The organism is Xenorhabdus ehlersii (assembly GCF_003610465.1).
In the GTDB taxonomy this organism is placed as follows: Bacteria; Pseudomonadota; Gammaproteobacteria; order Enterobacterales; family Enterobacteriaceae; genus Xenorhabdus; species Xenorhabdus ehlersii.
The window spans coordinates 1-19,692 of record NZ_RAQI01000009.1 but is presented as its reverse complement, the minus strand read 5'-3'; the positions used below and the strand labels follow the sequence as shown (position 1 = coordinate 19,692).

Annotated in this window: 31 protein-coding genes, 5 tRNA genes and 3 rRNA genes; 2 read left to right on the top strand and 37 right to left on the bottom strand. The window is 45.6% G+C overall.

What is annotated here, in order from left to right; all coding sequences use genetic code 11:
• Positions 1 to 15: 15 nt before the first annotated feature.
• From rpsM to BDE27_RS18950, 31 genes are all read right to left on the bottom strand, one after another.
• A complete protein-coding gene (gene rpsM, locus BDE27_RS19100; protein ID WP_038240472.1) occupies positions 16 to 372 on the bottom strand; it encodes a 30S ribosomal protein S13 in 357 nt (118 codons plus the stop codon).
• A gap of 148 nt (positions 373 to 520) precedes the next feature.
• Positions 521 to 637: a 50S ribosomal protein L36 gene (gene rpmJ, locus BDE27_RS19095; RefSeq protein ID WP_045968063.1), complete on the bottom strand. Its 117-nt coding sequence runs from the start codon at positions 635 to 637 to the stop codon at positions 521 to 523.
• Positions 638 to 669: 32 nt separating this feature from the next.
• The gene (gene secY / locus BDE27_RS19090; protein WP_074021490.1) at positions 670 to 2,001 is read right to left on the bottom strand and encodes a preprotein translocase subunit SecY; all 1,332 of its coding nucleotides are present in this window, start codon (positions 1,999 to 2,001) and stop codon (positions 670 to 672) included.
• Positions 2,002 to 2,008: 7 nt separating this feature from the next.
• Positions 2,009 to 2,443: a 50S ribosomal protein L15 gene (gene rplO / locus BDE27_RS19085; RefSeq protein ID WP_045960137.1), complete on the bottom strand. Its 435-nt coding sequence runs from the start codon at positions 2,441 to 2,443 to the stop codon at positions 2,009 to 2,011.
• 3 nt (positions 2,444 to 2,446) lie between these two features.
• Positions 2,447 to 2,626: a 50S ribosomal protein L30 gene (rpmD, locus tag BDE27_RS19080; RefSeq protein WP_045968059.1), complete on the bottom strand. Its 180-nt coding sequence runs from the start codon at positions 2,624 to 2,626 to the stop codon at positions 2,447 to 2,449.
• Between the two features lie 5 nt (positions 2,627 to 2,631).
• Positions 2,632 to 3,132 (bottom strand): 30S ribosomal protein S5, encoded by a 501-nt coding sequence (rpsE, locus tag BDE27_RS19075; RefSeq protein ID WP_045968057.1) that lies wholly within the window; start codon positions 3,130 to 3,132, stop codon positions 2,632 to 2,634.
• 14 nt (positions 3,133 to 3,146) lie between these two features.
• Positions 3,147 to 3,500, bottom strand: coding sequence for a 50S ribosomal protein L18 (gene rplR / locus BDE27_RS19070; protein WP_047771700.1), 354 nt, complete (start codon positions 3,498 to 3,500; stop codon positions 3,147 to 3,149).
• A 9-nt stretch (positions 3,501 to 3,509) separates the two neighbouring features.
• Positions 3,510 to 4,043 (bottom strand): 50S ribosomal protein L6, encoded by a 534-nt coding sequence (rplF, locus tag BDE27_RS19065; RefSeq protein ID WP_074021488.1) that lies wholly within the window; start codon positions 4,041 to 4,043, stop codon positions 3,510 to 3,512.
• Between the two features lie 14 nt (positions 4,044 to 4,057).
• Positions 4,058 to 4,450, bottom strand: a complete 393-nt coding sequence (gene rpsH / locus BDE27_RS19060) for a 30S ribosomal protein S8 (RefSeq protein ID WP_038240479.1) — start codon at positions 4,448 to 4,450, stop codon at positions 4,058 to 4,060.
• Between the two features lie 33 nt (positions 4,451 to 4,483).
• Entirely contained in the window at positions 4,484 to 4,789 is a 306-nt protein-coding gene (rpsN, locus tag BDE27_RS19055; RefSeq protein ID WP_010847489.1) for a 30S ribosomal protein S14, read from the bottom strand.
• 12 nt (positions 4,790 to 4,801) lie between these two features.
• Complete coding sequence (gene rplE, locus BDE27_RS19050) at positions 4,802 to 5,341, bottom strand: 50S ribosomal protein L5 (RefSeq protein ID WP_074021486.1); 540 nt, start codon at positions 5,339 to 5,341, stop codon at positions 4,802 to 4,804.
• A 13-nt stretch (positions 5,342 to 5,354) separates the two neighbouring features.
• Complete coding sequence (gene rplX / locus BDE27_RS19045) at positions 5,355 to 5,669, bottom strand: 50S ribosomal protein L24 (RefSeq protein WP_099133065.1); 315 nt, start codon at positions 5,667 to 5,669, stop codon at positions 5,355 to 5,357.
• 10 nt (positions 5,670 to 5,679) lie between these two features.
• Positions 5,680 to 6,051 carry a 50S ribosomal protein L14 gene (gene rplN, locus BDE27_RS19040; protein WP_004246955.1) on the bottom strand — a complete coding sequence of 124 codons (372 nt, stop codon included), beginning with the start codon at positions 6,049 to 6,051 and terminating at the stop codon, positions 5,680 to 5,682.
• A gap of 172 nt (positions 6,052 to 6,223) precedes the next feature.
• Entirely contained in the window at positions 6,224 to 6,478 is a 255-nt protein-coding gene (gene rpsQ / locus BDE27_RS19035) for a 30S ribosomal protein S17 (protein WP_074021482.1), read from the bottom strand.
• A complete protein-coding gene (gene rpmC / locus BDE27_RS19030) occupies positions 6,478 to 6,669 on the bottom strand; it encodes a 50S ribosomal protein L29 (protein WP_010847484.1) in 192 nt (63 codons plus the stop codon). The genes rpsQ and rpmC overlap by 1 nt, the downstream gene beginning before the upstream one ends.
• Positions 6,669 to 7,079 carry a 50S ribosomal protein L16 gene (rplP, locus tag BDE27_RS19025; RefSeq protein ID WP_012990491.1) on the bottom strand — a complete coding sequence of 137 codons (411 nt, stop codon included), beginning with the start codon at positions 7,077 to 7,079 and terminating at the stop codon, positions 6,669 to 6,671. Before rplP ends, rpmC begins: the two co-directional genes overlap by 1 nt.
• A 12-nt stretch (positions 7,080 to 7,091) precedes the next feature.
• The gene (rpsC, locus tag BDE27_RS19020; protein ID WP_010847482.1) at positions 7,092 to 7,793 is read right to left on the bottom strand and encodes a 30S ribosomal protein S3; all 702 of its coding nucleotides are present in this window, start codon (positions 7,791 to 7,793) and stop codon (positions 7,092 to 7,094) included.
• Positions 7,794 to 7,810: 17 nt separating this feature from the next.
• Positions 7,811 to 8,143 carry a 50S ribosomal protein L22 gene (gene rplV, locus BDE27_RS19015; protein WP_010847481.1) on the bottom strand — a complete coding sequence of 111 codons (333 nt, stop codon included), beginning with the start codon at positions 8,141 to 8,143 and terminating at the stop codon, positions 7,811 to 7,813.
• 14 nt (positions 8,144 to 8,157) lie between these two features.
• Positions 8,158 to 8,436, bottom strand: coding sequence for a 30S ribosomal protein S19 (gene rpsS, locus BDE27_RS19010; protein WP_011148791.1), 279 nt, complete (start codon positions 8,434 to 8,436; stop codon positions 8,158 to 8,160).
• A gap of 14 nt (positions 8,437 to 8,450) precedes the next feature.
• A complete protein-coding gene (gene rplB, locus BDE27_RS19005; protein ID WP_092553298.1) occupies positions 8,451 to 9,275 on the bottom strand; it encodes a 50S ribosomal protein L2 in 825 nt (274 codons plus the stop codon).
• 19 nt (positions 9,276 to 9,294) lie between these two features.
• Positions 9,295 to 9,597, bottom strand: coding sequence for a 50S ribosomal protein L23 (rplW, locus tag BDE27_RS19000; RefSeq protein ID WP_038269605.1), 303 nt, complete (start codon positions 9,595 to 9,597; stop codon positions 9,295 to 9,297).
• Positions 9,594 to 10,199: a 50S ribosomal protein L4 gene (gene rplD / locus BDE27_RS18995; protein WP_099133064.1), complete on the bottom strand. Its 606-nt coding sequence runs from the start codon at positions 10,197 to 10,199 to the stop codon at positions 9,594 to 9,596. Before rplD ends, rplW begins: the two co-directional genes overlap by 4 nt.
• A 16-nt stretch (positions 10,200 to 10,215) precedes the next feature.
• Positions 10,216 to 10,848, bottom strand: a complete 633-nt coding sequence (gene rplC, locus BDE27_RS18990) for a 50S ribosomal protein L3 (RefSeq protein WP_099133063.1) — start codon at positions 10,846 to 10,848, stop codon at positions 10,216 to 10,218.
• 32 nt (positions 10,849 to 10,880) lie between these two features.
• Entirely contained in the window at positions 10,881 to 11,192 is a 312-nt protein-coding gene (gene rpsJ, locus BDE27_RS18985; RefSeq protein WP_001181005.1) for a 30S ribosomal protein S10, read from the bottom strand.
• Positions 11,193 to 11,511: 319 nt separating this feature from the next.
• Positions 11,512 to 11,988, bottom strand: a complete 477-nt coding sequence (bfr, locus tag BDE27_RS18980) for a bacterioferritin (RefSeq protein ID WP_099133062.1) — start codon at positions 11,986 to 11,988, stop codon at positions 11,512 to 11,514.
• A 76-nt stretch (positions 11,989 to 12,064) separates the two neighbouring features.
• Complete coding sequence (bfd, locus tag BDE27_RS18975) at positions 12,065 to 12,259, bottom strand: bacterioferritin-associated ferredoxin (RefSeq protein WP_099133061.1); 195 nt, start codon at positions 12,257 to 12,259, stop codon at positions 12,065 to 12,067.
• A 244-nt stretch (positions 12,260 to 12,503) separates the two neighbouring features.
• Positions 12,504 to 13,688: an elongation factor Tu gene (gene tuf / locus BDE27_RS18970; RefSeq protein ID WP_099117318.1), complete on the bottom strand. Its 1,185-nt coding sequence runs from the start codon at positions 13,686 to 13,688 to the stop codon at positions 12,504 to 12,506.
• A gap of 106 nt (positions 13,689 to 13,794) precedes the next feature.
• A tRNA-Thr gene (locus tag BDE27_RS18965) sits at positions 13,795 to 13,870 on the bottom strand.
• A 6-nt stretch (positions 13,871 to 13,876) separates the two neighbouring features.
• Positions 13,877 to 13,951 (bottom strand) — tRNA-Gly (locus BDE27_RS18960).
• Between the two features lie 100 nt (positions 13,952 to 14,051).
• Positions 14,052 to 14,136: transfer RNA gene (locus BDE27_RS18955), tRNA-Tyr, on the bottom strand.
• Between the two features lie 15 nt (positions 14,137 to 14,151).
• Positions 14,152 to 14,227, bottom strand: a tRNA-Thr gene (locus tag BDE27_RS18950).
• A gap of 37 nt (positions 14,228 to 14,264) precedes the next feature.
• On the opposite strand from BDE27_RS18950, the gene BDE27_RS19695 reads away from it, so the two are divergent.
• Both BDE27_RS19695 and coaA read left to right on the top strand, forming a co-directional pair.
• The gene (locus BDE27_RS19695) at positions 14,265 to 14,468 is read left to right on the top strand and encodes a hypothetical protein (protein WP_099133060.1); all 204 of its coding nucleotides are present in this window, start codon (positions 14,265 to 14,267) and stop codon (positions 14,466 to 14,468) included.
• A gap of 177 nt (positions 14,469 to 14,645) precedes the next feature.
• Positions 14,646 to 15,596 carry a type I pantothenate kinase gene (gene coaA / locus BDE27_RS18940; protein WP_099133059.1) on the top strand — a complete coding sequence of 317 codons (951 nt, stop codon included), beginning with the start codon at positions 14,646 to 14,648 and terminating at the stop codon, positions 15,594 to 15,596.
• A 33-nt stretch (positions 15,597 to 15,629) separates the two neighbouring features.
• On the opposite strand, the gene birA is transcribed toward coaA, so the two are convergent.
• The 6 genes from birA to BDE27_RS18910 form a co-directional block, all read right to left on the bottom strand.
• Positions 15,630 to 16,589 (bottom strand): bifunctional biotin--[acetyl-CoA-carboxylase] ligase/biotin operon repressor BirA, encoded by a 960-nt coding sequence (gene birA / locus BDE27_RS18935; RefSeq protein WP_099133058.1) that lies wholly within the window; start codon positions 16,587 to 16,589, stop codon positions 15,630 to 15,632.
• Positions 16,586 to 17,626, bottom strand: a complete 1,041-nt coding sequence (gene murB / locus BDE27_RS18930; RefSeq protein WP_099133057.1) for a UDP-N-acetylmuramate dehydrogenase — start codon at positions 17,624 to 17,626, stop codon at positions 16,586 to 16,588. The genes birA and murB overlap by 4 nt, the downstream gene beginning before the upstream one ends.
• A 160-nt stretch (positions 17,627 to 17,786) precedes the next feature.
• Positions 17,787 to 17,902, bottom strand: a 5S ribosomal RNA gene (rrf, locus tag BDE27_RS18925).
• 34 nt (positions 17,903 to 17,936) lie between these two features.
• Positions 17,937 to 18,012: transfer RNA gene (locus BDE27_RS18920), tRNA-Thr, on the bottom strand.
• A gap of 51 nt (positions 18,013 to 18,063) precedes the next feature.
• A 5S ribosomal RNA gene (gene rrf, locus BDE27_RS18915) occupies positions 18,064 to 18,179 on the bottom strand.
• Positions 18,180 to 18,260: 81 nt separating this feature from the next.
• Positions 18,261 to 19,692 (bottom strand): 23S ribosomal RNA (locus BDE27_RS18910); the annotation flags it as partial.

Genomic DNA, 19,692 nt, shown 5'->3' with positions numbered 1-19,692 from the left:
TATTCAATACCCCGATTATTTCTTGATCGGTTTACGCGGACCCTTACGGGTACGTGCATTGGTCTTAGTACGCTGACCGCGAACTGGCAGACCACGACGATGACGCAAACCACGATAGCAACCAAGATCCATCAGACGTTTGATACTCAGGGTTACTTCACGACGCAGATCACCTTCTACAACGTATTTGGCAACTTCGTCACGCAGCTTGTCAATTTGCTCTTCAGACAGCTCACTGATCTTAACATTTTCAGCAATACCCGCTGCTGCACAAATTGCTTGTGAGCGGGTTTTACCGATACCGTAGATCGAGGTTAATGCGATTACAGTATGTTTCTGATCAGGAATGTTAATGCCTGCTATACGGGCCACTATGCACTCCTACAATATTTATTCACTGCAACATCATTCTGAAAAGCCCGTTTTCAGGATACTCAAACAATGTTGCTGTCAGATAAAAAAGATTGGCTGGCTAATTTAGCCAGCTCAACCCAACTTTGCAAGAAAAATATGCGATTAATTAGCCTTGGCGCTGTTTGTGCTTAGGCTCTGCATTGCAAATCACACGAACGATACCGTTACGTTTAACAATTTTGCAATTGCGGCATAATTTCTTGACGGAAGCACGAACTTTCATTTTTACTCTCCGTAACTTCTCAAGCAAACCAATTAGCGGTTATATCCTTTCAGGTTTGCTTTCTTCAATGCAGACTCATATTGACTCGACATCATCAGAGTTTGCACTTGAGCCATAAAGTCCATGATGACGACGACTACAATCAGTAGGGAAGTACCACCAAAATAGAATGGAACTTTCATTGCATCACGCATGAACTCCGGGATTAAGCAGATAAAAGTAATATATAACGCACCAATTAAGGTTAGGCGAGTCATTACTTTATCAATGTACTTAGCCGTTTGCTCTCCCGGACGAATTCCTGGTACGAATGCACCGGACTTCTTCAGGTTATCTGCTGTTTCTCTTGGGTTGAAAACCAAAGCCGTGTAGAAGAAACAGAAGAAGATGATTGCAGATGCGTATAATAACACATAAAGCGGTTGACCTGGTTGCAAATACATAGAAATAGTTGTCAACCAATTCCAGCCTGTTCCCCCTCCGAACCAAGAAGCTATGGTACCGGGGAACAAAATAATACTGGAAGCAAAAATTGCAGGGATAACCCCAGCCATATTCACTTTCAACGGCAAATGTGTACTTTGTGCCGCGAAAACTTTACGACCTTGCTGACGTTTTGCATAGTTAACAACGATACGACGTTGACCACGCTCAATGAAAACAACGAAGAAAGTTACCGCAAACACTAATACTGCAACCAACAGCAACAGGAGGAAGTGCAGGTCGCCTTGCCGAGCTTGCTCGATGGTGTGACCAATTGCAGGCGGTAAACCCGCAACGATACCAGCAAAGATTATGATTGAAATACCGTTACCGATACCTCGCTCAGTAATCTGCTCACCCAACCACATCAAGAACATGGTTCCCGTGACCAGACTTACAACAGCCGTGAAATAGAATGCAAAGCCAGGATTAATCACTAATCCTTGCATTCCAGGCATATTCGGCAACCCAGTAGCAATACCGATTGACTGAAATATTGCCAGCACTAATGTGCCATAACGGGTGTACTGACTGATCTTACGACGACCAGCTTCCCCTTCCTTCTTAATCTCTGCTAAACGGGGGTTAACCACAGTTAGCAACTGGATAATAATAGATGCAGAAATATACGGCATTATACCCAGTGCAAAGATAGAAGCACGGCTTAAAGCACCACCAGAGAACATGTTAAACATTTCAATGATGGTGCCTCTTTGCTGCTCGAGCAATTTGGCAAGCACAGCGGCATCAATACCAGGGATTGGAATAAAAGAGCCAATACGGAAAACAATTAGAGCTCCAATGACAAACAAAAGTCTGCGTTTTAACTCGCCTAATCCGCCTTTGGCACTTTGAAAATCTAATCCTGGTTGTTTAGCCATCTGTTACTTATTCCTCAATTTTACCGCCAGCAGCTTCAATTGCAGCACGGGCGCCTTTAGTAACACGCAAGCCACGCACAGTTACTGCGCGATTGACTTCGCCAGAAAGCATTACTTTTGCGAATTCAATTTGAGGGCCAATAATGTTAGCAGCTTTCAGTGCATTCAGATCGATAACATCGCCTTCAACGCGGGCAAAATCAGACAGACGAATTTCTGCGGTGACCATTGCTTTACGTGAAGTAAAACCAAATTTTGGCAGACGACGATATAAAGGCATCTGGCCACCTTCAAAACCACGACGAACGCCACCGCCAGAACGAGACTTCTGACCCTTGTGACCACGACCGCCGGTTTTACCCAGACCAGAACCAATACCACGACCTACACGTTTAGGTGCGTGCTTGGCACCTTCAGCCGGAGACAGAGTATTTAAGCGCATCTGTTACTCCTCAACTTTAACCATATAGGAAACCAAGTTGACCATACCGCGAATAGCTGGTGTATCTTCACGCTCAACAGTATGCCCAATGCGACGCAGACCTAAACCAGTCAGAGTTGCCTTATGCTTAGGCAAACGACCAATTGAACTGCGAACCTGAGTAATTTTAATAGTCTTAGCCATGGTCATTACCCCAGAATTTCTTCGACGGATTTGCCACGCTTAGCTGCGACCATTTCTGGAGACTTCATGCTGTCTAAAGCGTCCAGAGTTGCACGAACCACGTTGATTGGGTTAGTGGAACCGTAGGTTTTAGCCAGTACGTTACGAACTCCAGCCACTTCCAGAACAGCACGCATCGCACCACCGGCGATGATACCTGTACCTTCGTGAGCAGGCTGCATGAACACGCGAGAACCGGTGTGTGAGCCTTTCACTGGGTGGTACAAAGTGCCGCTGTTAAGTGCGACGGTTTTCATATTGCGACGTGCTTTTTCCATCGCTTTCTGGATTGCTGCCGGAACTTCGCGTGCTTTGCCGTAGCCAAAACCAACGCGACCGTTACCATCACCAACTACAGTCAGTGCTGTAAAGCTGAAAATACGGCCACCTTTAACGGTTTTAGATACGCGGTTTACCGCGATCAGCTTTTCCTGCAGTTCGCCAGCTTGTTTTTCGATGTGAGCCATCTTACACCTCTACCTTAGAACTGAAGGCCAGCTTCACGGGCAGCATCTGCCAGTGCCTGGACTCTACCATGATATTGGAAACCAGAACGGTCAAAGGATACATCTTTGATGCCTTTTTCCAGAGCACGTTCAGCAACAATCTTACCAACTAATGCTGCGGCTTCTTTGTTTCCAGTAAATTTCAGTTGTTCACTGATAGCTTTTTCTGTTGTAGAAGCGGCCACCAGAGTTTCAGAACCATTTGGTGCGATAACCTGCGCATAAATATGGCGAGGGGTACGATGTACCACCAGGCGAGTCGCACCCAGTTCTTTGAGCTTGCGGCGTGCGCGGGTCGCACGACGGATACGAGCTGCTTTCTTATCCATAGTGTTACCTTACTTCTTCTTAGCCTCTTTGGTACGCACGACTTCATCGGCGTAACGAACACCCTTGCCTTTATATGGCTCAGGACGACGATAGGCACGCAAATCTGCCGCAACCTGACCAATCACCTGCTTATCAGCACCTTTCAGTACGATTTCAGTTTGTGATGGGCATTCCGCAGTTATGCCTGCTGGCAGCTGATGCTCAACCGGATGCGAGAAGCCTAAAGACAAGCTAACTACGTTGCCTTTAACTGCTGCACGATAACCAACACCAACCAGCTGAAGTTTCTTAGTGAAACCTTCGTTAACACCAATAACCATAGCATTCAGCAGAGAACGAGTTGTACCTGCCTGCGCCCAAGCGTCAGCAAAACCTTCGCGCGGAGCGAAAGTCAGTTGGCTATCCGCATGATTAACTTCAACTGCGTTGTGGATTTTACGACTTAGCTCGCCGTTTTTACCCTTAATCGAAATAACCTGACCGTCGAGTTTCACCTCTACGCCGGCAGGAATGACGACGGGTGCTTTTGCAACACGAGACATTCTTTCCTCCCGAATTAAGCTACGTAGCAGAGAATCTCGCCACCCAGACCAGCCTGGCGAGCTGCACGATCAGTCATTACACCTTTAGAGGTAGAAACAACAGCGATTCCCAAACCAGCCATAACTTGTGGCAGCTCATCTTTTTTCTTATAGATGCGCAGACTTGGGCGGCTTACACGCTGAATGCTTTCTACAACAGCCTTACCTTGGAAATACTTCAGAGTGATTTCCAGTTCTGGCTTAGTGTCGCCTTCGATTTTAAAATCTTCAATGTAACCTTCTTCCTTCAGCACCTTGGCAATTGCCACTTTCAGCTTGGAGGAAGGCATGGTGACCGCAACTTTATTCGCGGCCTGACCGTTACGGATACGGGTCAGCATATCCGCGATCGGATCTTGCATGCTCATCTGTCTTTACTCCCGTGATTCAATTGGTGACAATTACCAGCTAGCCTTTTTAAGGCCCGGGATTTCACCGCGCATAGCGGCTTCACGGACTTTAATACGGCTCAACCCAAACTTCCGCAAAAATGCATGCGGACGCCCAGTTTGACGGCAGCGGTTACGCTGACGGCAAGGGCTGGAATCACGTGGCAGTGTTTGCAGCTTAAGAACAGCATTCCAACGGTCTTCATCAGATGCGTTTACATCAGAGATGATCGCTTTCAGTTCAACGCGTTTTGCGAAGAATTTCTCAGCTAATTTCGCACGTTTTACATCACGTGCTTTCATTGATTGCTTAGCCATGAGTACCCTGCCTTACTTGCGGAACGGGAAGTTAAACGCAGCCAACAGTGCGCGGCCTTCATCATCAGATTTCGCAGTAGTGGTGATAGTGATATCCAGACCACGTACACGATCCACTTTATCGTAATCGATTTCAGGGAAGATGATTTGCTCACGAACACCCATGCTGTAGTTACCACGACCATCGAATGATTTAGCGGACAAACCACGGAAGTCACGGATACGTGGTACAGCAATAGAAATCAGGCGCTCAAAGAACTCCCACATGCGTTTTCCACGCAGGGTTACTTTACAGCCGATTGGATAGCCCTGACGGATTTTGAAGCCTGCAACTGATTTGCGTGCTTTGGTGATCAATGGCTTCTGACCAGAAATTGCTGCTAAGTCAGCCGCTGCGTTATCCAGCAGTTTTTTATCAGCAATTGCTTCACCAACACCCATGTTCAGGGTGATCTTCTCGACCCGAGGGACTTGCATGACAGAATGGTAACCAAACTGAGTCATCAGTTTCTTGACTACCTCGTCTTTGTAGTAATCATGCAGTTTCGCCATCGTATACTCCAAATTACTTGATAGTTTCGTTGTTAGATTTGAAGAAACGTACTTTTTTGCCGTCTTCGAATCTAAAACCTACACGGTCAGCCTTGCCGGTTGCTGTGTTGAAGATTGCAACGTTAGAAACATCGATAGCTGCTTCTTTTTCAACGATGCCACCTGGTTGGTTCAGAGCCGGAACTGGTTTCTGATGTTTTTTTACCAGGTTGATGCCTTCAACAATGATTTTACCAGAAGAAAGAACCTGTTTTACTTTACCGCGCTTACCTTTGTCTTTACCAGTTAGCACGATAATTTCGTCATCACGACGGATTTTCGCTGCCATTGCCTGCTCCTTAGAGTACTTCAGGTGCCAGAGAGATAATTTTCATGAACTTTTCATTACGAAGTTCACGAGTCACCGGCCCAAAAATACGCGTACCGATAACTTGCTCACTATTATTGTTTAACAATACGCAAGCGTTGCTATCGAAGCGAATGACAGAACCGTCCGGGCGACGAACACCCTTCTTGGTGCGCACCACTACCGCTTTCAGGACATCGCCTTTTTTCACTTTACCACGAGGAATTGCTTCCTTGATAGTGATCTTGATGATGTCACCGACGTCTGCGTAGCGACGGTGCGAGCCACCTAGAACCTTGATACACATTACGCGACGTGCACCGGAGTTGTCGGCCACGTTCAGCATAGTCTGTTCTTGGATCATTTTAGTGCTCCGCTAAATGTCAACTACTACTGAGCCACTTTATTTTTAAAGAGGCCGTTTCAATATCCCATACTACGAGGGCGCGGCATTATAACACCACATCTTCGCGATGGACAGAAAAATAAACGGCCCCGTTATTTTTTGGGCCGTTTATTTCGTACACAGCGATCTATTATAGAACCGCTTTTTCTATAACGCGAACTAAAGTCCAAGATTTAGTCTTAGACAGTGGACGGGTTTCGCGGATTTCCACTACATCACCAATTCCACATTCATTGTTCTCGTCATGTACGTGCAGTTTAGTCGTACGCTTGATGAACTTACCATACAATGGGTGTTTCACCTTACGCTCGATAGCAACAACAATGGATTTTTCCATTTTGTCGCTAACAACACGACCTTGCAGAGTACGGATTTTATCGGTCATTACGCACCCGCCTTCTCAGTCAGTAAAGTCTTAACGCGTGCAATATTACGACGCACTTGTTTCAACAGGTGAGACTGTTGCAGCTGGCCACTTGCCGCCTGCATACGCAAATTGAATTGTTCACGTAACAGGTTCAGCAGCTCAGTGTTCAGCTCTTCAACGCTTTTTTCGCGCAGCTCTTGTGCTTTCATTACATCACCGTCTTAGTTACAAAGGTGGTTTTGATAGGCAGTTTCGCTGCTGCCAGCTTGAATGCTTCACGAGCCAGCTCTTCAGGCACACCGTCCATTTCATACAGGACTTTACCGGGCTGGATCAAGGCAACCCAGTATTCTACGTTACCTTTACCTTTACCCATACGCACTTCGAGTGGCTTTTCGGTGATAGGTTTGTCTGGGAACACACGGATCCAGATTTTACCTTGACGCTTAATTGCACGGGTCATAGCACGACGTGCCGCTTCGATCTGACGAGCAGTCAGACGACCACGGCCCACAGCTTTGAGACCGAAAGTGCCGAAGCTAACATCCGCACCTGCAGCCAGACCACGGTTGCGGCCTTTGTGCACTTTACGGAATTTCGTACGCTTTGGTTGTAACATCAGCGACTCTCCTTACTTGCGGCCTTTACGCTGCTGCTTTTTAGGTTGAGCAGCCGGTTTTTCCGCCTGTTCAACTGCAGCCATACCACCCAGGATCTCACCTTTGAAGATCCATACCTTAACGCCGATTACACCATAAGTGGTGTGCGCTTCAGAAGTATTGTAGTCGATGTCTGCACGCAGAGTATGCAGAGGTACACGACCTTCACGATACCACTCAGTACGTGCAATTTCAGCACCGCCCAGACGGCCGCTGACTTCCACTTTGATACCTTTAGCGCCCAAACGCATAGCGTTCTGTACAGCACGTTTCATAGCACGGCGGAACATTACACGACGTTCCAGCTGTGAACTGATGCTGTCAGCAACCAGTTTTGCGTCCAGTTCAGGTTTACGTACTTCGGCAATATTGATCTGCGCAGGAACGCCAGCGATATCCGCTACAGCCTTACGCAGTTTTTCAACGTCTTCACCTTTTTTACCGATTACAATGCCTGGGCGAGCAGTGTGAATGGTTACACGGATGCTTTTCGCAGGACGTTCGATAACGATACGTGAAATAGATGCTTTAACCAGTTCTTTGTTCAAGTACTGGCGAACTTTAAAGTCGCTGTCTAGGTTGTCAGCGAATTCTTTGGTATTCGCATACCAGGTAGAGTTCCAAGGTTTGACAATACCCAGACGAATACCATTAGGATGTACTTTCTGACCCATTGCTAGTCTCCAGAGTCTCAGCGATCGGACACAACCACAGTGATGTGGCTGGTGCGCTTCAGGATACGATCTGCGCGGCCTTTGGCACGAGGCATAATACGCTTCATAGTTGGGCCTTCGTCTACGAAAATTTTCGTGACTTTCAGATCATCGATGTCAGCGCCATCGTTGTGTTCTGCGTTAGCAATAGCAGACTCAAGTACTTTCTTCACTAAACCAGCAGCTTTCTTGTTGGTATAGGTCAGAGTTTCCAGAGCTTGCGACACTTTCTTACCGCGGATCAGGTCAGCCACAAGGCGAACCTTCTGAGCAGAAGAACGAGCGTGGCGATGTTTAGCGATAGTTTCCATCTCTTCCTCCTACCTTAGCGCTTTTTAGCCTTTTTATCGGCCGCATGGCCGCGATAAGTACGGGTCGGCGCGAATTCACCCAGTTTATGACCAACCATTTCGTCGGAAACAAAAACTGGTACATGCTGACGACCATTATGGACAGCGATGGTCAAACCGATCATGTTAGGAAAGATCGTTGAACGACGGGACCAAGTCTTAATAGGCTTTTTGTCTCCGCTTTCCACCGCTTTCTCTACCTTCTTCAGCAAGTGCAGGTCAATAAATGGACCTTTCTTGAGAGAACGTGGCATGGTTTATCCTCTAATTATTTTTTAGAACGGCGACGTACGATATATTTATCAGTACGTTTGTTGCTACGGGTCTTCTTACCTTTGGTCTGGATGCCCCATGGAGTTACAGGGTGTTTACCAAAGTTACGACCTTCACCACCACCATGTGGATGGTCTACTGGGTTCATCGCCGTACCACGAACGGTAGGACGAATACCACGCCAGCGGCTTGCACCAGCTTTACCCAGAACGCGCAACATATGTTCTGCGTTACCAACTTCACCTAAAGTAGCGCGGCAATCAGACAGTACTTTACGCATTTCACCAGAACGCAGACGCAGGGTCACATAAGAACCATCACGTGCAACGATCTGAGCATAAGCACCTGCTGAACGAGCCAACTGGCCACCTTTACCTGGTTTCATTTCTATGTTGTGAACAGTAGAACCAACCGGAATGTTGCGCATTGGCAGGGCGTTACCCGCCTTGATCGCTGAATCAGCACCAGACTGGATTTGATCACCCGCTTTCAGGCCCTTAGGTGCAAGGATGTAACGACGCTCACCGTCTTTGTACAGAACCAGTGCGATGTTTGCTGAACGGTTTGGATCATATTCCAAACGCTCAACAACAGCAGGGATACCGTCTTTGTTACGTTTAAAGTCAATCAGACGATAATGCTGTTTATGGCCACCACCGATGTGACGAGTGGTAATACGACCATTGTTGTTACGACCACCAGTTTTGTTGTTTTTTTCCAACAACGGAGCATAAGGTTTACCCTTATGCAGCTCAGGGTTAACCACTTTAACAACGTGGCGACGGCCCGGAGACGTAGGTTTACATTTAACAATTGCCATTGTTCTTTACTCCTCCGACTTACTCAGCGCCGCCAACGAAGTCCAGGTTCTGGCCTTCTTTCAAGGTGACGTAAGCCTTTTTCCAGTCGCTACGACGACCAATACGCTGCCCGTGGCGTTTAACTTTACCTTTAACCAGCAAAGTGTTTACACCTTCAACTTCAACTTCAAACAGTTTCTGTACGGCAGCTTTGATCTCTGCTTTAGTCGCGTCTTTCGCAACTTTGAGAACGATGGTGTTACTTTTTTCCATCGCTGTAGAAGCTTTTTCAGATACGTGCGGCGCGCGCAGTACTTTCAGCAGACGTTCTTCACGGATCATGCCAGCATCTCCTCAACTTGCTTCACAGCTTCAGCAGTCATAACCACTTTGTCGAAGGCAATCAGGCTTACAGGATCGATACCTGCTGTATCACGAACGTCAACCTTATACAGGTTACGAGCTGCTAAGAACAGATTCTCATCAACTTCGCTAGTGACGATCAGCACGTCTTCCAGAGCCATTTCTTTCAGTTTCTGTACCAGCAACTTAGTCTTAGGTGCTTCAACAGAGAACTTCTCGACAACGATCAGACGATCTTGACGTACCAGTTCAGACAGGATGCTTTTCAGAGCACCACGGTACATCTTTTTATTAACTTTTTGACTGTGGTCCTGTGGCTTTGCTGCGAAAGTTACACCACCAGAGCGCCAAATTGGACTCTTAATAGAACCAGAACGCGCGCGGCCAGTGCCTTTCTGACGCCATGGTTTTTTACCTGAACCAGAAACTTCAGCACGAGTTTTCTGAGCACGAGTACCTTGACGAGCACCAGCTGCATACGCAACAACTACTTGATGCACAAGCGCTTCATTGAAATCACGCCCGAAGGTAGTTTCGGAAACAGTCAGCGCGCTTTGCGCGTCTTTCATTACCAATTCCATTCCTATCTCCTCGACGTTACGCCTTGACAGCCGGTTTTACGATCAGGTTACTGTTCGTTGCACCTGGAACAGCACCTTTGACCAGCAGCAGGTTACGCTCAGCGTCAACACGTACTACATCTAAGCTCTGAACGGTTACGCGCTCATTACCCAGTTGGCCTGCCATTTTCTTGCCTTTGAACACCTTGCCCGGAGTCTGGTTCTGACCGATAGAACCCGGAACGCGGTGAGACAAGGAGTTACCATGGGTAGCATCCTGAGTACGGAAGTTCCAGCGTTTAACAGTACCCGCGAAACCTTTACCTTTAGATGTACCAGTAACGTCAACTTTTTTAACGTCAGCGAAAATTTCAACGCTAATGCTTTGACCTACAGTGAATTCAGCATCGCTTTCTGACAGGCGGAATTCACGCAGAATGCGGCCAGCTTCGACGCCAGCTTTAGCGAAATGACCTGCTTCAGCTTTCTTAACACGACTAGCTTTTTTGCTACCAGTCGTTACCTGAATTGCACGATAACCGTCAGTCTCTTTGTTTTTAACTTGAGTTACACGGTTATTTTCGATTTCGATAACAGTTACAGGGATTGAAACGCCATCTTCAGTGAAGATGCGAGTCATGCCCACTTTTTTACCGACTAAACCAATCATTGTTTCAACCTCTCAATCGTTCAATGACCTGATTAACCCAGGCTGATCTGCACATCTACACCGGCAGCCAGATCCAGACGCATCAGAGCATCAACGGTTTTCTCGGTTGGCTCAACGATGTCAACCAGACGTTTGTGAGTGCGAATTTCGTACTGATCACGCGCATCTTTATTAACGTGTGGAGAAATCAGAACGGTAAAACGCTCTTTACGAGTTGGCAGAGGGATCGGACCACGAACTTGCGCACCAGTGCGCTTCGCAGTCTCTACGATTTCCGCAGTTGATTGATCGATCAAACGATGATCAAATGCTTTCAGGCGGATACGGATTCTTTGGTTCTGCATGAGACCAGAGCTCCAACTATTTTATAAACGTAAATGATTACTCCTCGCACCCATTTCGGTTGATGGGGGAGTGTAATCGTTCTGTGCATAACCCCCATATCGGGGGTATTTTAAATGGCGGCTATTCACCGCTCATTACTGATAATAAATCAGTCCTACTCTGTGTAGGTAAGCCCGCGCATTATACGTGAATTTACCCACAAAGCAATATTAAGAGTGAAATCTATGCAAAAAGTATATACAAGAAAGAGGAAAGCAAGAAAGAAAATGGAAGAAAAACGCCCTATATACATCAAATTATAGGGCGACAAAATTATAGCTATTCTTCTTCACTAAGCTGAGATTGAATGTAATTTTGTATTCCAATTCTAGTTATCAGTTCAAATTGAGTTTCCAACCAATCAATATGATTTTCTTCATCAGCAAGCACCTCTATCATCAAGTCTCTACTGACATAATCGTGAACTGAATCGGCATATGCGATTGCTTCTCTGAGATCCTTTGCACCACGTAATTCTAATTCCAGATCAGATTTCAGCATTTCTTCTACATCTTCTCCGATATTGAGCTTGCCTAAATCTTGTAGATTTGGCACCCCCTCCAGAAAAAGAATACGTTCGATAAATTTATCTGCGTGCTTCATCTCATCAATGGACTCGTGATACTCGACGTCATTCAAACGTATCAATCCCCAGTTCTTAAACATTCGGGCATGCAAGAAATATTGATTGATGGCGACAAGTTCATTGCCGAGAAGTTTATTCAAATGTGCAATTATTTTTTTATCACCTTTCATAGCAAGTTCCTCCGCTTCCAGTAACTAAAGTGTAGTACTAATTTGGCAGAGTAATTGCAAGAAAATTGTGCTTATTTTAGGCAACATTATTTATTGGAGGTAGTAGCGCAATCTCCTCATTCATTATTTCACGTGCTTGACGTATGCATTTTCCGCAGTCGTTTCCTACAGGAACAAAATTTCTCAACTCTCTGATAGAACGAATATGTTGCTGATGAACAGCATTACGTATGGTTTTATCGCTTATTGCATTGCAGAGACAAACATACATGGAAGCACTCTTCTAAACTATTTACACACTCTTGATGACTATTTAGGTCGGATAAAGCCCTCATACCCAAAATTGTCCACGCTTATAAAATAAGCGACACCTCAGAATAGTAAATAGAAATAAATCTCATTTCAATTATTGTTTTTATTTTCTTGAGTAACAAAAAAACCACCAATTTTGGTGGCTCAAATAAAAAAAGAGGAGCTAAAGCTCCTCTTTCTCATAATCTTTTGATAATTAAAGATTAAGCAATAACTTTAGCAACAACACCGGCGCCTACAGTACGGCCACCTTCACGGATTGCGAAACGCAGACCTTCGTCCATGGCGATTGGCGCAATCAGGTTAACTACCATGTTGATGTTGTCACCTGGCATTACCATCTCTACGCCTTCTGGCAGTTCGATAGTACCGGTTACGTCAGTAGTACGGAAGTAGAACTGTGGACGGTAACCTTTGAAGAATGGCGTATGACGGCCACCTTCATCTTTGCTCAGGATATACACTTCAGATTCGAACTGAGTGTGTGGGTGGATAGAACCTGGCTTCGCCAGAACCTGACCACGCTCAACGTCATCACGCTTAGTTCCACGCAGCAGAACACCCACGTTCTCACCCGCACGACCTTCGTCCAGCAGTTTGCGGAACATTTCAACGCCGGTACAAGTGGTTTTAGTGGTTTCTTTGATACCCACGATTTCAACTTCGTCACCGACTTTAACGATACCACGCTCTACACGACCGGTAACTACAGTACCACGGCCGGAGATGGAGAATACGTCTTCGATTGGCAGCAGGAATGGCTTGTCAATGTCACGCTCTGGTTCTGGGATGTAAGAATCCAGTGCTTCTGCCAGTTCGATCACTTTCGCTTCCCACTCTGCATCGCCTTCCAGCGCTTTCAGCGCAGAACCACGGATGATTGGGGTGTCGTCGCCTGGGAAATCGTACTGAGACAGCAGCTCACGTACTTCCATTTCCACCAGTTCCAGCAGCTCTTCATCATCAACCATGTCACATTTGTTCAGGAACACGATGATGTAAGGAACGCCTACCTGACGACCCAGCAGGATGTGCTCACGAGTCTGTGGCATTGGGCCATCAGTTGCCGCAACTACCAGGATCGCGCCGTCCATCTGAGCCGCACCGGTGATCATGTTTTTCACGTAGTCGGCGTGGCCTGGGCAGTCAACGTGTGCGTAGTGACGAGTTGGAGTATCGTACTCTACGTGAGAAGTAGAGATGGTGATACCACGTGCTTTTTCTTCTGGTGCGTTGTCGATCTGGTCGAATGCACGCGCGCTACCACCGTAAGTTTTTGCCAGAACAGTAGTGATTGCAGCAGTCAGGGTAGTTTTACCGTGGTCAACGTGGCCGATAGTACCAACGTTAACGTGCGGTTTTGAACGTTCAAACTTTTCTTTAGACATTAGGTTGTCCCTCTAAGACACGGAATCGGTGGTTTCACCACATCAACCAAGCAATTGCTTGCGAGATATTTACAGGAAGAAAATCAGGAAGTAAGAACAGGAGAAGTGGTGCTGATAGGCAGATTCGAACTGCCGACCTCACCCTTACCAAGGGTGTGCTCTACCAACTGAGCTATATCAGCACATCTTGGAGCGGGCAGCGGGAATCGAACCCGCATCATCAGCTTGGAAGGCTGAGGTAATAGCCATTATACGATGCCCGCGTGAACTCGGCTACCTGACTTTAATCAGCTGTATACTACATCTTAAGTGTTTTTTCTAGAGTATAACTCGAGCAGAACACTCAAGATCGAAACTGGTTAATGGTGGTGGGGGAAGGATTCGAACCTTCGAAGTCTGTGACGGCAGATTTACAGTCTGCTCCCTTTGGCCGCTCGGGAACCCCACCTTTCCAAATTTTTAATGGTGCCGGCACCAAGAGTCGAACTCGGGACCTACTGATTACAAGTCAGTTGCTCTACCAACTGAGCTATGCCGGCATCAAGTGCTGCGCATTCTAGGAAGAGTTGGCCCACGATGCAACAAAAAAATTGTTTTTTTTGTTCTTTCGCTCACAAAACAGTCGCTTTCTATGCTTTTGATGTTTTTTTCAACGACCCAAGCTTAAATATTAAACAAACAACTCTTGTACAGGAAGAACCAATAAATGCATCTGCCAATTATTTTTTAAAAATTATTTGTATCACACTTGTCTTTCTCTTTATAAAAGAAAGAAATTGACGGTCATAATAGGCTCAGAAATAATACATTTTTGCATTTGCCATCAAAAAAATGACTAAAATCATAAAAAATTCTACGCCTACGATAATCCAACCGATATGATGAGATTTATTTTTTGTCGGATACGGGTGTTCTCAACAACCTGTCCAACCTGCATAGACAGGCAGATGTTGGCTTATGAATAAGAAAGAATCTTTTTTGACAACTCCATATTTACAATTTGATCGTAAACATTGGGCCACATTGCGTGACTCAGTGCCTTTAACATTAACAGAAGAAGAAGTTGCGGCTTTAAAAGGGATCAATGAAGAAATCTCAATAGATGAAGTGATTGAAATCTATCTTCCATTGTCACGTCTACTCAATTTTTACATTAGCTCCAATTTACGGCGGCAAGCTGTTCTTGAGCAGTTCCTAGGGACAGATGAACAAAAAATACCTTATGTTATTGGTATAGCAGGCAGCGTTGCTGTCGGAAAAAGCACAACCGCACGCTTATTACAGGCGCTACTAAGCCGTTGGCCAGAACATCGTCGTGTCAAATTAGTGACAACAGACGGCTTTTTGCACTCCAACAATATATTAAATGAACGTGGATTAATGAAAAAAAAGGGGTTCCCTGAATCCTATGATATGCGTAGCTTGGTCAAATTTGTCGCCAATATAAAATCGGGTGCAGAAAAAGTTATCGCGCCGGTATATTCTCACCTGAGCTATGACATCGTTCCTGATGAACAACTTATTATCGAAAAGCCAGATATTCTTATCCTCGAAGGTTTAAACGTATTACAAAGTGGCATGGATTATCCACATGAGCCACATCATGTATTTGTCTCTGATTTTGTTGATTTTTCTATTTATGTAGATGCACCGGAAGAATTACTCAAACAATGGTACGTCAATCGTTTTCTTAAGTTTCGACAAGGCGCTTTTTCCGATCCTGATTCTTATTTCCACAATTATTCTAAACTAACGACAGAAGAAGCGATAAAAGTAGCATCGAGTATTTGGCGGGAAATTAATGGATTAAACTTACAGCAAAACATCTTACCAACGAGAGAACGGGCTAGCTTGATTATGACGAAAGGCATCAATCACACGGTTGAAAGCGTCAGATTAAGAAAATAAAACAAAAAGCCGGAAATATTTCCGGCTTTACATTCAACAACCTCTCAAGGAAATTTCGCCACCGATATAAGGCACAACAACTCCGTTAATATCAAGTAACAAAGCCCCTTGTTGATCTATTCCACGAGCTATCCCATGAACTTCCTGATCGCCAATAATTAATTTCACTGAACGATTAATAAAATTATCTAATTCAAACCATCGAGGAATGAAAGAAGTTAGCCCTTCATTTTCAAATTGGATTAATGATTTTTTAAGTTCCACTATGATTTCAGCAACCAACTTATTCCGTTCAATAATCGTTCCTGATTGCTGTAAATTAGTCCAATTTTGATTAATTGATCTCTGTTGATCGCTACTCATCGAAACATTAATGCCTATTCCGATAACAACATGGGCTGCATCTCCCGTTTTTCCCGTCAACTCAACCAATATTCCAGCAAGTTTTTTATCATCTAAATATAAGTCATTTGGCCATTTTACTTTTACTCTTTCTGCTCCCTGGCGATTAAGTACTTCTGCAATGACAATACCTACCACTAAACTTAAACCTATCGCTGCTGCTGGCCCTTGTTCCAAACGCCAATACATAGATAGATATAAGTTGCGACCAAAAGCAGAAACCCACTTTCTACCACGACGCCCTCTACCTGCATATTGATATTCTGCAACACAGGCAGCTCCTGAATCGAGCTCTGTTAACTTTTCCAGGATATATTGATTCGTGGAATCAATGACAGGCATCACTTCAATGCAATCATTAGGAAGATAGTTTTCAATAATTTCTTTATCCAGAAGACTCATTGGGGTAGGAAAGCGGTAACCTTTACCTGGAAGAGTCAGAACATCTACTCCCCATTCACGAATAGTTTGAATATGTTTATTGATTCCTGCTCGGCTCATTCCCAATTCCTGACCAAGTTGTTGGCCTGAATGAATTTCGCCATCAGATAACACTTTAATTAATTTTAATGGGGTACTAATATCTTTCATGAAATACATTCCACTGCGTCTATTTCACCTATACTGCCAATGAAGCGCACTTCAGGTTCTAAGAAGATATTAAATTTTTCTGCAACCTTATTACGTATATAAGCAGCCAAGGCAATGACATTTTGTCCAGTTGCATTACCTTTATTAATTAATACCAATGCCTGTTTCATGTGTACGGCAGCGCCACCAATAGCATACCCCTTCAATTGACATTGTTCTATCAGCCAACCCGCAGCAATCTTTACGCTATGCTCATCATGAGGGTATTGAGGGCAACCGGGATATTCAGACTTAATACTGTATGCTAACTCAATAGATATAATAGGATTTTTGAAGAAACTGCCTGCATTACCGATCAATGCAGGATCTGGCAACTTACTCTGGCGCATTTCACACACAGCATCGAATATTTGTTCTGGCGTGACTTTTTCTTGTGAGAATTGCGATAAAGCACCGTAAGTTAAAATGGGTTCCCATTTCTTATTCAAGCGTAAACCAACCGCTGTGATAGCATAACCATCTTTATATTGACGCTTAAAGATGCTGTCTCTATACGCAAATTGACACTTATTCGCCGTTAAACGGATTGAATTACCTGTTTTTAGCTCAACAAAATCCACATATTCACAAACATGCTTAAATTCAACTCCATATGCTCCAATATTCTGGATTGGAGCAGAGCCAACATTTCCAGGGATCAAGGCTAAATTTTCCAAACCATAGATCTGTTGTTTAAATAAATAAGTAATTAGTTTATGCCAGTTTTCACCTGCACCAACATGAATGTGCCATGCAGTATCTGACTCTTGTATATTGATACCAAGAATACGATTTAAGATCACCGTACCTTTAAAATTTTCGGTGAAAAGGATGTTACTCCCTCCTCCCAATAATACAATAGGATGACTCTTTTCCATTGCTTCTTGCCATAAGGCCAAAAGCGATTCAATAGAAGTGGCTATTCCAATATGATCAGCACTGGCTGAAATGCCAAACGTGTTAAACGCTTTTAGTTGAGTAGATTGACAGACAGACATTCATTTCAAACTCAATAAGGTAATTTAAGTCGTAGTCTATCAGACTCTATATTTGAAAGATAAGTAAGTAGTTACCTAATACCTATCTGTTAATGAAAATTCAAAAGAACTAGAAATGCAAAAGGCCACTCATATGAGTGGCCTTTTGACTGGTATTAAAGCTTGGCAGTTCCCTACTCTCACATGGGGAGACCCCACACTACCATCGGCGCTACGGCGTTTCACTGCTGAGTTCGGCATGGGGTCAGGTGGGACCGCCGCGCTATTGCCGCCAAGCAAATTCTGTTTTATTTGCCGAACATATTATTCATGGTGCTGATACCCAGATTCGAACTGGGGACCTCACCCTTACCAAGGGTGTGCTCTACCAACTGAGCCATATCAGCAAATGCTAAAAACAAAAGTGTTGCCAAATGGGCAACACTTATAAATTGAATGTCTGGCAGTGTCCTACTCTCACATGGGGAGACCCCACACTACCATCGGCGCTACGGCGTTTCACTGCTGAGTTCGGCATGGGATCAGGTGGGACCACCGCGCTGTTGCCGCCAGACAAATTCTGTTTTCAATCCCGAACAAGCCTGCTTTCTCTGAAACTTCTCTCTCTCAAACCCCAAAACACCTTCGGTGTTGTCAGGTTAAGCCGCACGGGTCATTAGTACCGGTTAGCTCAACGTCTCGCAACGCTTACACACCCGGCCTATCTACGTCCTCGTCTCGAACGTTCCTTCAGTGTCCTCTAGGGACAAGGGAAGACTCATCTTAAGGCAAGTTTCCCGCTTAGATGCTTTCAGCGGTTATCTCTTCCGCACTTAGCTACCGGGCAGTGCCATTGGCATGACAACCCGAACACCAGTGGTGCGTCCACTCCGGTCCTCTCGTACTAGGAGCAGCCCCTTGCAATCTTCCAACGCCCACGGCAGATAGGGACCGAACTGTCTCACGACGTTCTAAACCCAGCTCGCGTACCACTTTAAATGGCGAACAGCCATACCCTTGGGACCTACTTCAGCCCCAGGATGTGATGAGCCGACATCGAGGTGCCAAACACCGCCGTCGATATGAACTCTTGGGCGGTATCAGCCTGTTATCCCCGGAGTACCTTTTATCCGTTGAGCGATGGCCCTTCCATACAGAACCACCGGATCACTATGACCTGCTTTCGCACCTGCTCGAGCCGTCACTCTCGCAGTCAAGCTAGCTTATGCCATTGCACTAACCTCACGATGTCCGACCGTGATTAGCTAACCTTCGTGCTCCTCCGTTACGCTTTGGGAGGAGACCGCCCCAGTCAAACTACCCACCAGACACTGTCCGCAACCCGGATAACGGGCCGACGTTAGAACATCAAACATTCAAGGGTGGTATTTCAAGGATGGCTCCATGCAGACTGGCGTCCACATTTCACAGCCTCCCACCTATCCTACACATCAAGGCTCAAGGTTCAGTGTCAAGCTATAGTAAAGGTTCACGGGGTCTTTCCGTCTTGCCGCGGGTACACTGCATCTTCACAGCGAGTTCAATTTCACTGAGTCTCGGGTGGAGACAGCCTGGCCATCATTACGCCATTCGTGCAGGTCGGAACTTACCCGACAAGGAATTTCGCTACCTTAGGACCGTTATAGTTACGGCCGCCGTTTACTGGGGCTTCGATCAAGAGCGTCGCCTTGCGGCTAACCCCATCAATTAACCTTCCAGCACCGGGCAGGCGTCACACCGTATACGTCCACTTTCGTGTTTGCACAGTGCTGTGTTTTTATTAAACAGTTGCAGCCAGCTGGTATCTGCGACTGGCCTCGGCTCCGAAAGCGTGTTTCTTCACCTGACGCCAGCGTGCCTTCTCCCGAAGTTACGGCACCATTTTGCCTAGTTCCTTCACCCGAGTTCTCTCAAGCGCCTGAGTATTCTCTACCTGACCACCTGTGTCGGTTTGGGGTACGATTGACCATAATCTGACGCTTAGGGGCTTTTCCTGGAAGCGGGGCATCAGCAACTTCAGCACCGTAATGCCTCGTCATCGTGCCTCAGTGTCCTGGATAACCGGATTTGCCAAGTTATCCACCTAC